General features: G+C 64.4%; 9 protein-coding genes. 3 read left to right on the plus strand and 6 right to left on the minus strand.

Annotation, left to right across the window (positions count from 1 at the left end; translation table 11 throughout):
* Positions 1-158 precede the first annotated feature (158 nt).
* Positions 159-1478, minus strand: coding sequence for a hypothetical protein (locus tag ACYOEI_RS19525; protein WP_462851233.1), 1320 nt, complete (start codon positions 1476-1478; stop codon positions 159-161).
* A gap of 229 nt (positions 1479-1707) precedes the next feature.
* Entirely contained in the window at positions 1708-2889 is a 1182-nt protein-coding gene (locus tag ACYOEI_RS19530) for a diguanylate cyclase (RefSeq protein WP_462851234.1), read from the minus strand.
* A gap of 553 nt (positions 2890-3442) precedes the next feature.
* Between ACYOEI_RS19530 and gltB the strand changes: the two genes are divergently transcribed.
* Both gltB and ACYOEI_RS19540 read left to right on the plus strand, forming a co-directional pair.
* Entirely contained in the window at positions 3443-8029 is a 4587-nt protein-coding gene (gltB, locus tag ACYOEI_RS19535) for a glutamate synthase large subunit (RefSeq protein WP_462851235.1), read from the plus strand.
* A 31-nt stretch (positions 8030-8060) separates the two neighbouring features.
* A complete protein-coding gene (locus ACYOEI_RS19540) occupies positions 8061-9548 on the plus strand; it encodes a glutamate synthase subunit beta (RefSeq protein WP_462851236.1) in 1488 nt (495 codons plus the stop codon).
* 130 nt (positions 9549-9678) lie between these two features.
* On the opposite strand, the gene ACYOEI_RS19545 is transcribed toward ACYOEI_RS19540, so the two are convergent.
* The 4 genes from ACYOEI_RS19545 to ACYOEI_RS19560 form a co-directional block, all read right to left on the minus strand.
* On the minus strand, positions 9679-10434 hold the full coding sequence (locus ACYOEI_RS19545; protein ID WP_462851237.1) for a sugar transferase: 756 nt from the start codon (positions 10432-10434) through the stop codon (positions 9679-9681).
* An 887-nt stretch (positions 10435-11321) separates the two neighbouring features.
* Positions 11322-11687 (minus strand): hypothetical protein, encoded by a 366-nt coding sequence (locus tag ACYOEI_RS19550; RefSeq protein ID WP_462851238.1) that lies wholly within the window; start codon positions 11685-11687, stop codon positions 11322-11324.
* A 106-nt stretch (positions 11688-11793) separates the two neighbouring features.
* Positions 11794-12573, minus strand: coding sequence for a PEP-CTERM sorting domain-containing protein (locus tag ACYOEI_RS19555; RefSeq protein ID WP_462851239.1), 780 nt, complete (start codon positions 12571-12573; stop codon positions 11794-11796).
* Between the two features lie 1298 nt (positions 12574-13871).
* Positions 13872-14006, minus strand: coding sequence for a hypothetical protein (locus ACYOEI_RS19560; protein WP_462851240.1), 135 nt, complete (start codon positions 14004-14006; stop codon positions 13872-13874).
* A 1167-nt stretch (positions 14007-15173) separates the two neighbouring features.
* On the opposite strand from ACYOEI_RS19560, the gene ACYOEI_RS19565 reads away from it, so the two are divergent.
* Positions 15174-15641: a response regulator gene (locus tag ACYOEI_RS19565; protein ID WP_462851241.1), complete on the plus strand. Its 468-nt coding sequence runs from the start codon at positions 15174-15176 to the stop codon at positions 15639-15641.
* Positions 15642-15775: the final 134 nt, after the last annotated feature.

The following is a 15775-nucleotide window of genomic DNA, read 5'->3' on the forward strand; positions in this document are numbered from 1 at the left end:
ACTCCGGTGCGAATCATTCCAACATAGTTTTACCGAATTCTTACCGTCTCAACAAGTCCCGATGAAATTGTGCATAACCATGACATCGGGATAGCGACGACGGCCCATCATCCCTCGCAGCGGGCCGACGGCAATGCGAACGCCACCGTCATCTTGACTCATCGATCGGGCGACGGGGATTTGTTCACGAATTCGAGGGACTTCTCGATCAGGATCTCGCCGGTCATCTCGCCGAGCGAGGTCCGGGAGACGTAGTCGTAGCGCGGGAAGCTGTGGAAATCGACCTTGGTGAGGATGTAGCCGAAGGCTTCGTTGGTCAGGCCGAAGAGGAGGGTGTGGGCCCCGTGCATCTTCCGCTTGAGGTAGAAGCCGATGTTGGGCAGGGCCTCGCCGGGGATGGTCAGGATCTGGGCGTTGCCGAGGTTGACGAGGTTGACCTGGGCCGAGACCGACTGGTCGTCGTTGTGCGGGTACTTGAGCGGCGAGCCGAGGATGACGGCCCACATGATTTCAGATTCGACAGGGAAACGCACGTCGATCGAGTCGCAGAAGAGGCCCGGGTCTTTTTGTTCGGGGGCGTCCTTGAGGAAGCGCAGGGCTTCCGTCGCCATCAAGCGGCCGATCCGGAGGCATTCGTCCCAGGAACGCGCGTCCGACCAGTAGGCGCGTTGCGGATCCTTCGGGTCGTTGAGGTTGCGGTTGTCGGCCGTGATCATCCCCCCCTGGGCTCCGTTCATGAAGATCGCGGTGCCGCCGACCTTCGCCTCGAGCGTCTCGCAGAGGGGGCCGATCAGGTCCGGGCTGAGGATCCCCACGTCATTGCCCAGGACCTCGGGATGGATCGCGTAGTTGACGAGAGTCGCGATCGTCTTGCCGTTGGTGCCGAGGGCCTGGATGACGCTCATCCGCTTGTCGTAGAGGTCGGGCGCATAGTAGTTGTACGCGATCTTCCCCTCGGCCATGCCGGTCGCGATTTTGAGCGAGGCGGGTTGGAGGCGGTCGATGGCTTCGTTGACAGCTTCGGCGGCCCTGTCGCAGACGAGATCCATGTATTTGAGGTCGCCCGTGTGCCCCCCCTTGCCGTCGGGGAACGCATAGCAATCGGGCGCGCTGTGCGTGTGGGTCGAGCCGATGAGGATGTTCTTCGCCGGGATCCGGCCGACCTTCGCCCGGACGCGATCGCCGAGGGCGGAGGGGAATCCGAGGAGGTCGAGCGCGACGAAGGCGACGGAGGTCTCCCCTTTGCGGAGGACGACCGCCCTGGCCGTGAGCTCTCCGCGCTTCTCGCGGGAAGGCCGGGTCGGTCCCATCCCTCCCGAGACGGGCAGGAGGGGGTTGGGGGTGATCACCCGCACGGCCGCCCCGGCCTGGATCTCGCCTCGGGCCGTCGGCCCTCCCCAAATCAAGGCGAGGCCGAGCCAGGCGCACGAGAACCAGACCGTCCGAGACGCGCAGGCTTTCCCCGAGGTGCGACCCATGCCTATCACCCTCCGACCTTCGTTCAATCGCGAATGTTTCAAGAGACCGCCCCGCCCAAGAGCTTCGTCCGAGGGCAGATCGGGACGATCAATGGACCCGAGCGCCCGGGCCGGTTCAAGACAATTCCTGGAGGCTGATCGGTTTTCGAAACGGGCTCGGCGTCGGCGACCACGGAAGTGTGGGTCGTCGACGCCGAAGGGCATCGCCGTTCGAGGTTCGGATGCGCCCTCAGCCGACGAGTTCGGGGACGTTCTCGGGGGCCTTGGGCTGGGGGTCCTCGTGGTGGGTCACGCAGTTCCGCCCACGGGTCTTGGACCGGGCGAGGGCCTGTTCGGCCTGCTTGAGCAAGGCCTGCCCGCTGGTGAGCTCGGGCGTGAGGGTGGCCACGCCGAAGCTGGCCGTGATCGGGCGGAGCGTCCAAGGCTGCCGTTCGATGGCGGCCCGAAGCCGTTCGCCGACGAGCCTGACGATCCGGGAGTCGCTGCCGGGGAGGAGGATCGCGAACTGGCCTCCCCAGAAGCGGGCGACCAGGTCGTGCTTACGGGCCTGGGCCTGGATGAGGTCGGCCACCAGGCAGAGCACTTCGTTGCCTTCCTTGTGCCCGTAGGTGGCGTTGTAGGCCTTGAACCCGTCGAGGTCGAAGAGGACCATCGAAAGCGCCGTGTGGGCCTTGTTCGCCCGGGCCAGGGACGACTCCATCGCCTCCTCGAAGTGGGGGCGGTTGCACAGGCCGGTGAGGCCGTCGATGATCGCCTCTTCCACGAGCCGGGCGTTCTCCCGCTCGAGGGCACCGTTGACACGCTCCCGCTCGACCAGGCCGTAGACCGCGCAGAAGAGGATCACGCCCAGGATGCAGACGGTGACCGTCGTGCCCCGGACGTTGGCCGCGCCCGCCTCGGCCTCTCGGCCCAGGAGGGATCGTTCGTCGTCTTCCATCTCGCGGACCGTCTTCTGGATGTCGGCGAGCTGTTTCTTTTCCTGGCCTCCTCGGACCGCTTTCAAAGCCGCATCGAACCCGTCGCGGCCCCGGATCTCTCGGGTCTCGGCGAGCTCGGTGAGGAGGTCCGCAATGACCGGCTTCAGCGTCGTCAACTTGCGCTGAGGGATGGGGTCCTGGATCAACCCTTCGAGGATGCTTATGCTCCGATCGACGGCCCCGGGGGCGGTGCGATAGGTTTCGAGATACGACGCGTCGCCGGTCAGCAGGTAACCTCGGTGCCCCGCCTCGGCCTCGTCGACGACCCTCATGAGCGTCCCGAGGGCGTCGAGCACGTCGCGGCCGTGGGCGGCCCGATTGGCGATCCCTCGCCCGTTGACGACGCTTCGGAAGGCCACGTATCCCATCGCCGACATGATCGTGGCGATGACGACGATCCGGAATACCACGGGTTTTCCAATCGATCGACTCATGGTTCTCGTGGCTTTCATCCCATCTCGTTGCGAAGAAGAGGTCGGCGATCCGGGCCGGTGCTCCTGGTGGACGCTCTGTTCCTTGCGCCCCCTCCAACCGATAGCATAGCTCATCGTGATAAAATCGGTGCGAAGTTCCGAAATATGGCCTAAGCTTTCCGGCCAAATCTCTCGCGTCGCCCGCCTCCCGTCCTCACGGCCCTCCTCGAACTACCATGGCCCTCTCGATCGCCTTCGGGAAGGCCCACTGACCTAATCCTAGGACAGGATCCCTCCTGCTGATGAATTTCGGGCGACGGATGCCTGCTTTGTAGGCGGGATGCCACGCCTCCGTCGGGCGTCCGGCCACCGTCTTCGATCTTAACTTGATATTGATTCTTAAGTTATGGTCTGAGGAAGCGGGCCAGGTGGAGAAGGTATGTGAGTTGCGTTTTGCCCATGGTTTGATCCCATCACGACCTGGTGATACCAGGCCGTCGAATGACATAACGCCGACGAACTCCGCCTCGAGCCGGACTATCCGGCCTCCCGCGGTTACTTCCGGGAAGGTGCCATGCGACCGAGCCCACCCGCGACCTCCTCCTTTCCTGGTGCCCGTGGACCGCGCGAAGGGCTCTATGACCCTGCATTCGAGAAGGACTCCTGCGGCGTCGGATTCCTGGCCGACCTCAAAGGGCGGAAGAGTCACGCGATCGTGGAGGGGGGGCTGCAGATCCTCCGGAACCTCCAGCATCGCGGCGCCTGCGGTTGCGATCAGGACACCGGTGATGGCGCGGGGATCTTGATCCAGATGCCCGACGCCTTCTTCCGGGCCGAGGCCGAGCGGCTCGCGTTCCGGCTTCCCTCCCCGGGCGAATACGCGGTCGCCTTCACCTTCCTTCCCAAGGGAGGGGCCCAGCGGGTCGTCTGCCAGAGGACGCTCGAGGCGATCGTCCGCGAGGAAGGTCAGGTCGTGATCGGCTGGCGACCGGTCCCCGTCGACTCCTCGGCGATCGGCTGGCTCGCCCGTTCGCAAGAGCCGTGGATGGAGCAACTGCTCATCGGCCGAGGCCCGGCAACCCGCGACGAAGACGCCTTCGAGAAGAGCCTCTACATCATCCGCCGACGCGCCGAGCGCTGGTGTGCGACGGAAGGGAACCCGACGGACCCCCTCTGGTTCGCGATCCCCAGTTGCAGCGCCCGCACGGTCGTCTACAAGGGGATGCTCAAGCCCGACCAGCTCGAGGCCTACTTCCCCGACCTGTCCAATCCGAGCATGGCCTCGGCGCTCGCGCTCGTCCACAGCCGCTACAGCACCAACACGACCCCCCAGTGGGGCCTCGCCCAGCCGTTCCACCTGCTGGCGCACAACGGCGAGATCAACACGCTGCAGGGCAACACCAACTGGCTCAAGGCCCGACAGCCCCGGATGCACGGGGGGACGCTCGGCGAGGATCTCGCGAAAGTCCTCCCGCTGGAATTCGACGGGATGAGCGACTCATCGATCCTCGACCAGGCGGCGGAGCTCCTCTACCGGTCGGGACGGAGTCTCCCCCACGCCATGATGATGCTGGTGCCCGAAGCGTATGAGGGGCAGGCGGGGCTCGACCCCCAACTCCGCGGCTTCTACCAATACCATCGAGCCCTGATGGAGCCCTGGGACGGCCCGGCCAGCCTGATCTTCACCGACGGGACCAGGATCGGCGCCACGCTCGACCGCAACGGACTGCGGCCGAGCCGTTACGTCGTCACCCAGGACGACCTCGTCATCATGGCCAGCGAGGTCGGCGTCCTGCCGGTGCTCCCCGAGCACATCCGCGAGAAGGGACGCATCGAGCCGGGCAAGATCTTCCTCGTCGATACCGCGCGAGGGCGGATCGTCGGCGACGATGAGCTCAAGGCGGAGATCTCGAAGCGGCATCCCTACCCGCTCTGGGTCCGGGACAACATGCTTGGCCTGGGCGACCTGCCCGAGCCCGCCGCGATGCCCGAGGCCGAGCCGGCGCTCGTCCGTCCCCGGCAGCAGGCCTTCGGTTACACCCAGGAGGATGTCACCCGGATCCTGCTCCCGATGGCCCAGGACGGCAAGGAGCCCGTCTCGAGCATGGGGACGGACATCCCCCTGGCGGTCCTCAGCAACCGGAGCCAGTTGCTCTACCACTACTTCAAGCAGCTCTTCGCCCAGGTGACGAACCCGCCGATCGACCCGATCCGCGAGAAGGTCGTCATGAATACCGAGTCGCTGCTCGGGAGCGAGGCGAACACGCTGGAGGAAACCCCCGGGCACGCCCGCTTGCTCCGGCTCGAGTCGCCCGTGCTCCGAGACGTCGAACTCGCCAAGGTCCGGGAGCTGGATCGCCCCGGCTTCCGGGTCCGGGTCCTCTCCACCCTCTTCGACAGGTCCGAGGGGGAGCCGGGCCTCGGCGCGTCGGTGGAACGCCTCCAGGCCGAGGCCGCCCGGGCCGTCGCCGACGGGGCGACGATTCTCGTCCTCTCCGACCGTGGCGTCGACTTCGACCGCGTCGCCATCCCCGCGCTCCTGGCCACGTCGGCGGTTCATCATCATTTGATCCGAGAAGGCCTGCGGACGCGTTGCGGCCTGGTGGTCGAGACGGGCGAGGCCCGGGAGATCCACCACTTCGCCCTGCTGATCGGCTATGGCGCCGGGGCTGTTAACCCCTATCTCGTCTTCGAGACCTATCAGGCCTTGGCCCGCGAGGCGATGCTGCTCGACCCGCAAGGGACCCCGATGGATCTCACCCTCGCCGAGAAGAACTACGGCAAGGCGATCGACCAGGGGCTCCTGAAGATCTTCAGCAAGATGGGGATCAGCACCCTGATGAGCTACCGGGGGGCCCAGATGTTCGAGGCGATCGGGCTCGGCCGGTCGCTCATCGAAGGGTACTTCACCGGGACTCCCACCCCCATCGAAGGGATTGGGATCGAGGCGGTCGCCCGCGAGTCGCTCGTCCGCCACGCGATCGGGTTCCCGAGTCTTCCGCCGGTCGAGGAGCCGGACCTCGACGGCGGCGGCGACCACATGTGGCGCCGTCGGGGGGAGTACCACATGTGGAACCCCGAGACGATCCAGAAGCTCCAGCACTCGCTGCGGAAGAACGAGTTCGCCAGCTACAAGGAGTTCGCCGACGCCGCCAATGACGAGAGTCGGCACCTCTGCACCCTCCGGGGACTCCTCGAGATCCGCAAAGGACGCAAGCCGATCCCCCTCGAGCTGGTCGAGCCGGCCAAGGAGATCGTCAAGCGGTTCTTCACCGGCGCGATGAGCTTCGGAAGCATTAGTAAGGAAGCCCACGAGGCCCTGGCGATCGCCCTGAACCGGATCGGCGGGCGGAGCAATACCGGCGAAGGGGGGGAAGACCCCATCCGGTTCAAGCGCGACGCCAACGGCGACTTGCGCAGCAGCGCCATCAAGCAAGTGGCCAGCGGACGGTTCGGCGTCACGGCCAACTACCTGGCGAACGCCGTCGAGATCCAGATCAAGATGGCGCAGGGGGCCAAGCCGGGGGAGGGGGGGCAGCTCCCCGGCCACAAGGTCGACAACTTCATCGCGAAGACCCGGTACAGCACCCCCGGCGTGGGCCTGATCTCGCCCCCGCCCCACCATGATATCTACAGTATTGAGGATCTCGCTCAGCTCATCTTCGACCTCAAGAACGCCAACCCGCACGCGGAGGTCTCGGTCAAGCTCGTGGCCGCCGCGGGGGTCGGGACGATCGCCACCGGGGTCGCGAAGGGGTATGCCGACCGGATCCTGATCAGCGGCGACTCCGGAGGGACCGGCGCCTCGCCCCTCTCGAGCATCCGGCACGCCGGAGTCCCCTGGGAGATCGGGCTGGCGGAGACCCAGCAGACCTTGATCCGCAATGGCCTGCGCGGTCGCGTCCGGCTCCAGACCGACGGGCAATTCAAGACGGGGCGCGACGTCGTCGTCGCCGCGTGCCTGGGGGCCGAGGAATACGGGTTCGCCACCGCCCCGCTGATCGCGATGGGCTGCATCATGATGCGGAAGTGCCACCTGAACACCTGCCCGGTCGGCATCGCCACCCAGGATCCCGTCCTCCGGGCCCAGTTCACGGGGACTCCCGATCAAGTCGTCGACTACCTCTTCTTCGTGGCCGAGGAGGTCCGCGAATTCCTGAGCCTGATGGGATTTCGGACCCTGGACGAGATCATCGGGCGCTCGGACCTGCTGGAGGCGGCGGACCTCAGCGGCCACTGGAAGGCGCGGTCACTCGACCTCTCACCCCTGCTGCACCGCCCCGACGTCCCCCACGGGACCCCGATCCGCCGCGTCGAGCGCCAGCCGGACATCCTCGCCGAGCAACTCGACTGGGAACTCCTCCGCTCCAGCAAGGACGCCCTCGAGAACCAGAAGCGGGTCGAGCGGACCCTGCCGATCACCAACCGGAACCGCACGGTCGGCACCCTGCTGAGCTACTTCGTGACCACCCGCTACGGCGAAGCCGGACTCCGCGAGGACACGATCGACTTCCAGTTCCTCGGCAGCGCCGGGCAGAGTTTCGGGGCGTTCCTCACCCGAGGGATCACCCTAAGGGTCCGAGGCGACGCCAACGACTACATCGGCAAGGGGCTCTCCGGCGGAAAGCTGATCGTCGCGCCCCCGCTCGAGGCGACCTACAAGGCCGAGGAGAACATCATCGTCGGCAACGTGGCCCTCTACGGGGCCACGGGGGGTGAAGCCTACTTCCGAGGCCTCGCGGGCGAGCGGTTCGCCGTCCGGAACAGCGGGGCCAAGGCGGTGGTGGAGGGGATCGGCGACCACGGTTGCGAGTACATGACCGGCGGCGTGGTCGTCATCCTCGGGCCGACCGGCCGGAACTTCGCGGCCGGGATGAGCGGCGGGGTGGCCTACGTCTACGACCCCGACGGACTCTTCCGAGACCGCTGCAACCTCGAGATGGTCGACCTCGTCCCCGTCGAGGACTACAAGGATGTCGGCCTCTTGAGCAACCTCATCAACCGGCACGTCCTCCACACCGGGTCGACCGTCGGCGACCAGATCGTCAACGACTTCTCCGCCGCCCTCGGGCGATTCATCAAGGTCTTCCCGCGCGACTATCGCCGGGTGATCGAGCAGAGCAAGCTCGTCCAGCGGCAGTGGGAACTGATCAACGGTTGATCGTGTAGGCGAAGCGAAGCGGAGACCGAGAATGGCCGACCCCCGAGGCTTCCTGAACATCGACCCCCAGAAGCCCACTCCCCGGCCGATCCACCAGCGGATCAAGGATTTCGGGGAGCTCTACCAGGCGATGCCCGAGGAAGGGCTCCGCGCCCAGGCGTCGCGCTGCATGGACTGCGGGATCCCGTTCTGCCACACCGGTTGCCCGCTCGGGAACCTGATCCCCGACTGGAACGACCTCGTCCATCGCAATCGTTGGCGGGAGGCGCTCCGGGCCCTGCACGACACGAACAACTTCCCCGAGTTCACGGGCAAGACGTGCCCCGCACCTTGCGAGTCGTCGTGCGTCCTCGCCCTGAGTGGCGCCCCGGTGACGATCAAGAACATCGAGCTGGCGATCGTCGACAAGGGTTGGGAGATGGGGTGGATCCGCCCCCATCCCCCCGAATTCGAGACGGGCAAGCACGTGGCCGTAGTCGGCAGCGGACCGGCCGGCCTCGCCGCCGCCCAGCAGCTCCGCAAGGCCGGTCACGCGGTCACCGTCTTCGAACGAGACGACCGCCTTGGGGGCCTCCTGACTTACGGCATCCCCGACTTCAAGATGGCCAAGGAGTATGTCGCTCGACGGGTCGAACAGCTCGAGGCCGAGGGGATCCGCTTCGTCGTCAATGCGGACGTCGGAGGTTCCATCGACCCCCGCGAGCTCCGCAACGCCCACGACGCCGTGCTGCTGACGGTCGGTGCCTCGCGGTCCCGCGACCTCGAGATCCTCGGTCGAGGCCTCAAGGGCGTCGAGCTGGCCATGCCGTTCCTGACGCAGCAGAATCGGCGAGGCTTCGGCGACGCCGAAGTTGGCGAGCCGATCTTCGCGACCGGTAAGAATGTGATCATCATCGGCGGCGGCGACACCGCGGCCGACTGCCTGGGGACGTGCCATCGTCACCAGGCCCGCTCGGTCCTCCAACTCGACTACAACCCGCGTCCCCCCGAGAACACGAACCCGGACACCCCCTGGCCGCTCTGGCCGAAGATCCTCCGGATCTCGCCCGCGCACGAAGAAGGGGGGAAACGCGACTGGCAGATCAAGACCAAGCAGTTCGTCGGCGACGAGAACGGCCACGTCAAGGAATTGCACGCGGTCCGCGTCCACCAATACTTCGACGAGGCGGGCGAGCGGCAGTTCGAGGAGCTCCACGGCACCGACCTGAAATTCCCTTGCGAGCTCGTCCTCCTCGCAATCGGCTTCTCCGGTCCCGAGCCGACCTTGCCCGGCCTCCTCGGCCTCGCGTTGAACGAGAACGGGGCGCTCGCCTGCGACCGCCGCTACATGACCTCGCAAGCCGGCGTCTTCGCCGCGGGCGATTGCCGACGCGGCCAGTCGATCGTGGTCTGGGCCATCGCCGAAGGACGAGAGGCCGCGCGACATATCGACGAATACCTGATGGGACACCCCAGCGCCCTCCGCGCTCGGGATAGCTCGTCCTTCCTGGTCGAGTCGCCGGTCAAGGCTACGCTCTGATCGAATCGGGAAGACGTTCGATGAGAGCCACAAAAGGAACGAGACGTCGGGCCCGCGGTCGTAGGCCCGACGTCTCGGTTTCGTCCGTTTCTCGGTGCTTGCCCTCGCCCAGGCGGGACTTTGTAGCGCGTCAGATCGCGCCCGAGGCGGTCGGCCGCATCGACAGTTGGGAATCTCCCGAGACGACTTCCGCACCCTGATCGTCCACGCCGTCGGCCCAGAGGACCACGGGAACGGTCGTCAAGAGGATCCGGATGTCGAGGCCGACCGACCAATTGTCTTGGTACCAGAGGTCGTATCGGACCTTGTCATCCCAACTGATGGAATTCCTGCCGTTGATCTGGGCCCACCCGGTGATCCCGGGAAGGACGTCGTGGCGGCGGGTTTGCTCCGGGGTGCACATCGCGAGATATCGTGGGACCTGGGGGCGGGGGCCGACCAGGCTCAACTCTCCCAGCATGACGTTCCAGAGCTGCGGGAGCTCGTCGAGGCTCGTCTTGCGCAGGAGCCGGCCGAGGTTGGTGATCCGCTCGGCGTCGGAGAGGGGCTCGCCGTCCGGACCGAAGGCTTCGCGCATCGTCCGGAACTTATAGATCAGGAACGGCCGGGCGCGGTATCCCAGGCGGACCTGGCGGAAGAAGATGGGACGGCCCATCGCCAGGTAGATCGCCGCGGCGATGGCCAGGAACAGCGGGGCCAACACGATCAACGCCATCGTGGCGAGCGTCAAGTCGACGAGCGACTTGACGAAGGGGCGAACCGGCCGGGCCGTGGGCTTCGCGTCCGGGCGACTCGAATTCGTCGCCGCCCGGCGTTCGCCGAAGCCGGTCGTCTCTCGGCACATCCCCTGGACGGTTGCGTTGGCGCGATGATCTCGCCGACCCATGATGAAATCGACTCCTGAATAAGTCCGATCCGGATAAACGAGTCGAGATAGTGCGTTCGTAAGCTGCGGAAGTCCTGCAAGCAGACCCGTCCAAGTCGACCGACACCGACCCGCGGGCGCTCGTTGCGCAGCCGCCCCCGGCATCCTCCCGGAGGAGGACGAGCTTGAAGCACGGGCCGATCCTCTCGGGGGACGAGATCCCCGCAGACCCGCAGCGATCTGAACTAAATGAGCACCGAGCGTCAGGTTGGCGCCTTGACCATGGCGCCGAGGGAGCAGCATCGGTGAAAGTCCCATCCTTGGGCGCCACTCTGAATCGGGCTGGAAACCAAACTGAGCGTCTCGAAGCCGTCCACTGGCTTCTCGCTTCGGATCCTTCCCGAGTCCCCGGGTTAGGTCGTTAGACCCTCTCGGAGGTCGGAAGCTTCGGGTCCGAGGATATCGCGCCGGGCTGCGACATTAAGGAGGTCGTTCAAGAGAACCCGGCCGGCTTACCCTCGAGTCCGTCGATGAACTTGTAAAGTGATAGAGCTAAGTATTTTGCGGCCTCGGCCGAGGAGGCGAATCGGTCACAAGCCTTGAGATTTAGGGGTTAGCGTCGTTGTGGCTTGACGATGCGGCGGGAGGAGTCGGCACATCAGGGTGATCTCCATCTGAGGCGGGCGACCCCGCGGGCCGAGTCGGAATTCAGGCGAGAAGTTACCAACCGTGCTAATCCAGGCAAGTCCAAATTATGGAAATCGGGGGGGACCTCGGCTTCCTCGGTAATTCGTAGGTGGGGGGATTGTTCGATATGGCTCTTGGAAGCCGGGTGAAGGAGGGGAGACGGGCTCGGGACATTCGTCTTCGGTTTCCGGTCCCCCTCTCGTTTTCCGGTGACGTTCGAGTCAGGTCACCATTCGGCTCGATTCCATCATCCGGAACGTCAAGGTGAAGGAGGCCGGGCCGGTGAAGGCTTCGGCGATCCACTGGCCTTGGACTCGCCGGGCCAGCACGATGTCGCCGAGTCGGGGTGCCCGGGGGCCGAACACGAGGACCATGAGCGGTTCGGCCGAGGTCGAGACGAGGATCGCCGCCGCCCCTTCGTCCGGCCGGGTGTCGTCGAAGACGACGGGGCGGGCGGCGAAGTAGAGCCCGGGGGTCTTGGGGAGACGGCCGCAGTCGACGACCTCGGCCAGGACCGCCCCGGCCTTGATGGCCTCGGCGACCCGCTTGTCCTCCCAACTCTCCGACTTGGTTCGCCTGGGTAGCATCGGACGACTCTCCACGTCTCCTCGCTTCGCGACTTTCATCAAACAAGCTCCGGCGTTGCGACGTCCGATCCGGCCGATGCTGACCCAGGAAACCCGTCAATTCCTTTCAGGCAACCGCCGGGCGGCGGTATCGCTTCGTCGCGAAGCAGAGTCCGACCAGGCCGATTCCGAGGAGCCCGACCGAAGTCGGCTCGGGGACGGCGGTCAGCGTGATGTTGTCGAAGGTCGCAGACGGGAAGAGGTTCGCCGTGAGGAGCCCGGTCGGCTGGTCGAACAGGCGGATGCCGATGTTACCGGTGGGCGGGGTGCTCCCCGTCGTGAAGGTGAGCTGCAAGGTGTAGTTGTTGCTACCCAAGGGCGTCAAGGTGACGAGCCCCGCCCCTGCCGTGGACGTCGAAGCCACATCAGATCCGTTCGAGGTCAGCGCGATACCCACGTTACGACTCTGCAGAAGTCCCAGTGAGAGCGTCGCGCCGGCGTTGACGTCCGCGGACAGCGTATAGGTTGCGTTGGCTGCGTAAGTCTGGCCGAGCGTCTGGGAGAAATATCCGTTGTTATTGGTGAGGCCGAGGCCGAGGACGTTGAGGCCGACCACCCCGCTGATGGTCGCGGCGCCGCTGCCGATCGTCAACGACGGAGGAGCCAGGATGCCGAGGGTGCCGTTGTACGTCCCCGACCAGGGGCCGGACCCGATCTGGGCCGAGCCCGAGGGGTTGAGGAGGCCGCCGCCGACCGTCCCGTTATCGCCGGCGTCGGAGAAATCCCCGTTGGGCACGGGGATGACGGCCGCCCGGGCGGGGGCGGCGACCAGGCACATCGCGGCGGCGACGGCCAGTAGGGACGCGAGACGGACCAGGGAGACCTTGCGGGAAATGGTCGAGTACATTCGTCGAACGCTCCGTGATGAAGGTGCCTAAATAAGGTTCCCGCGGTTTCGCGGGCCCGATCCTCAAGAAATGAGATCCGGAATGCCGCATACCACAAAAATCATCAATCAACATTAATGATGTTGCGAAAATGCAGCGATCCGGTTCACGCCTACGGTTGAGCAGATTTCGATCGAGATGAGCTGGTCGGTGGGTTGGCCGGTCAGCGCGATCCTCTTCGGTCGGGGCTTCCCCCCTTCCCGTCTCGGCGGGACAGGTTGCCGAGCCGTCCGTCGTTTGCAGTGCGGGGGCCGTGACCTCGTCGGTTGGCTTCGGCCTTCGTCGTGCGAAATCCAGAATGCTGGATCCGATTAGACTCGTCAACTCTTGGTGCGAACGTTGCGAAAAAGCACCGAGTGGCAATCATGTTCTGAGACGTAGAGGCCGTGACGTCAGCAATCGTCGGTGTAATAGACGCCCCCGCCGCACGGCCCCGAAACGCCTCTGCAGCCGGATTTCGGTCGCGTCGGGACGCATTTCCCGTCTTCCTGTCGGCGGGGAACGCGGGCGATTTTCCTTGGAGTCGAGAGCGCGTCGCCGAGCTCTCCGTAAAGCCACTTTCCGGGGTTTACCCCGCCGGACGTGGCGAGGAGAGTTGCCTGACGGGATTCAAAATGATCGATCCAACGAGGATCGTCAACTCTTGTTATTAGTGTTGTGAAAATGCAGCGAAAGCTATGAATCGCTCGATGAAGAATCGGGCGATTTCCGGGGAAAGCCAGGGTTCTTGCTCCGTGATGCCACATCGTTATCGTTGTGCAGCGACTGCGACGGGCTGCATCGCCCCGGAATGTGGTGAAATTCTTCGCCGAGCTATCCGTCCGAATGACGCACGGGCCTTGACGCCCCGGGATGTGTTCTGTCACATCGCCGAGCTATCCGTGAGAGACCAAACTCCGTCCCGCTCGATGCGGCAGGGCTCGAATCGGCGAACCGACAGGGGCGGCGGACCAGGGTTGGCCCGCAAACCCTCGCGTCTGGTTTCTTTATGATAGGTTACATGCCTGCAGCTCGTGGAGTTGCCTTGGAATCGGTTGAAATTATCAACCTCGGAATCGGGCTCCGGAATTCCTGTAATAGTGCGCAAACGTAACGAGTGAGCGGATTGCTATCGATTATCGCCGCTTCTGAGCCTTGCATCGACATGACTTCCACTCGAAAGGCTTCGATGCCCCGAGGGCCTGTTGAGCTCGAGCCCGATGTCTCTTGGGGCAGCCGGGCGATGAATTGCCGAGCTCTCCGTGTAATAGTCGAGGCTTCACCCGAAGCCGAGCTTGTTGTTGCCTTCCGGTATTAGTGCGGACTCGAGAGTCTGCTCACGAAACAACGCCGAGCTCTCCGTAGTCCTCTGTTCCTGGAACTGGCTCGGCTTCTGTCCCGAAACCCGATCCATCCCTCAACGCCAGACATCTGCCGCGGCGGCGTAAGCCTGCGAACTGCGCCGAAGGTCCATTGGCTGGAGTCGGCTACGGAGCGGCACGTAGTCTCGGGTAAGTCATCGAGGTTGAGGGAGGGTCCTCGGAAGTGGAGTTCGGCCTCGCCCCTGCCCACTTGTTCGATCCGGGGCTGGCGATCGTTGGGTGGTTCACGCCGGGGGCGATAAGTCACTTGTTGCTGCGCGACGCTGGTGGTGCCAACCGGCCTAGCTGTGGTCTAATCGGCCCAGCACCGACCTCGGTCCATGATCCGGCCGGATCCTGGTGCGGATTCTCCCTTTCCGATTCCCATTCGTCTGAAAATCTCAAATCCTTTGGACTTCGAGATCGTCAGGGCGTTTCTGTAACAACACGCCTCTGAAAGGAGCGTGAGATTCAACCGCTCCCAAGCGAACAGGACACCGCAGGTTTTCGGGTCTGAATCGAAGCTTGAGGGAGGCTGTCGACGCGGTGGGAAGGTAATAAACAGGAATGGGGTGAGGCGGAAGGATGCGTTGGTGTTGTTCGGGTGTCGCGAATGGCTTCGTCGTCTGGTAAGAAAATCCAGAAGATTTGACGTGCGGGGCCACAGAATGACGCTCGTCCCTGCGTTTAGCCTGATCGGCCGAATGCCCGTGAGGCGTACCGGGGAGGCCTTCTCAGACGGGCTGCAAAGACGGTGATGACACGCCGAGCTATCCGTATTTTTGGCTGGGAATCCCGCGAATTCGTTAAGTCAGGAGGAGGTGGACGCGATTTGGGCTAAACCTGAAAGGGCGGACGAAGTCATTTCGAAACAACAACATCTTCGACATGATCGCATTTGACTGACGTCCAAGCCTTCGAGGTCGATTTTGTGGCGCCCGAAGTGGTTATTACCATCGGCCAAAGCATTCAGATTCTTCGTCAAATGAGAGGGTTAACGTCGAAAACTGGCGATTCCGATGCGCCGCATCTTGCCCTAAGAGACCGTAAAAGGCATGGTATATGACATAACGATTTTTCCCGGATGTCGCCATTCGAAGGCTACGGTTCTATGTTATGGGGGTGCCAGGGTCGCTCGGACCCCCGTAAACTATCGATCTCGACCCATTTCTCTGGTATTCTCACATCCGGGATCGGGTTATAGGGTAAGGAGGACGCCGATGGATATTTTGGGCGGACGGTCCCCGCAGGCGGCGGCGCGGCCGAATGCGCCGACCCGGATCGTAGGGAGGCTCCTCATCGTCGAGGACAACTCGATGTCGCGTCGAGTCCTCGAGACCTTGTTCAGCATGAGGGGCTGGGAGGTCTCGTCGGCGTCGACGCTGGTCGAGGCGTTCGAGAGACTCTCTCCCCCCCCGGACTGCATCATCCTGGACCTGATGCTCCCCGACGGCGACGGCGAGGAGATCCTCCGTCATGTCCGAGAGCAGAATCTCCCCTCCCGGGTTATCGTGACCACCGGTTGCCACGACCCGATCCGACTCGCGGCGGTTTCCCAACTGGTGCCGGCGGCGCTACTTTACAAGCCGCTCGACTTCTTCCACATCGCGTTCGCGTGTCGTGCGCCCGAGCCGAGGACGATCGACACTCCGGTCGCCCTGGCCGAAGCGTCCGGCGTCGAACGCTGACCGGGCGAATTCGGACGAAGCTCGCGCCCGGATTCAAATCGCGGTTTTGAAAAAGTCGAAATGCGTTAGGATGTAGAAGTCTTTGGGGTTTTCGAGTCGTCGGCGACTCAACTCTTCGCGGAGAACCTGTCACG

The sequence above is a fragment of the Singulisphaera rosea genome, from assembly GCF_054877945.1.

Bases quoted from the DNA above. Each gene is read 5' to 3' on its own strand.
- ACYOEI_RS19525 (WP_462851233.1), bottom strand. From the start codon at position 1,478: ATGGGTCGCACCTCGGGGAAAGCCTGCGCGTCTCGGACGGTCTGGTTC.
- ACYOEI_RS19530 (WP_462851234.1), bottom strand. From the start codon at position 2,889: ATGAGTCGATCGATTGGAAAACCCGTGGTATTCCGGATCGTCGTCATC.
- gltB (WP_462851235.1), top strand. From the start codon at position 3,443: ATGCGACCGAGCCCACCCGCGACCTCCTCCTTTCCTGGTGCCCGTGGA.
- ACYOEI_RS19540 (WP_462851236.1), top strand. From the start codon at position 8,061: ATGGCCGACCCCCGAGGCTTCCTGAACATCGACCCCCAGAAGCCCACT.
- ACYOEI_RS19545 (WP_462851237.1), bottom strand. From the start codon at position 10,434: ATGGGTCGGCGAGATCATCGCGCCAACGCAACCGTCCAGGGGATGTGC.
- ACYOEI_RS19550 (WP_462851238.1), bottom strand. From the start codon at position 11,687: ATGCTACCCAGGCGAACCAAGTCGGAGAGTTGGGAGGACAAGCGGGTC.
- ACYOEI_RS19555 (WP_462851239.1), bottom strand. From the start codon at position 12,573: ATGTACTCGACCATTTCCCGCAAGGTCTCCCTGGTCCGTCTCGCGTCC.
- ACYOEI_RS19560 (WP_462851240.1), bottom strand. From the start codon at position 14,006: ATGGATCGGGTTTCGGGACAGAAGCCGAGCCAGTTCCAGGAACAGAGG.
- ACYOEI_RS19565 (WP_462851241.1), top strand. From the start codon at position 15,174: ATGGATATTTTGGGCGGACGGTCCCCGCAGGCGGCGGCGCGGCCGAAT.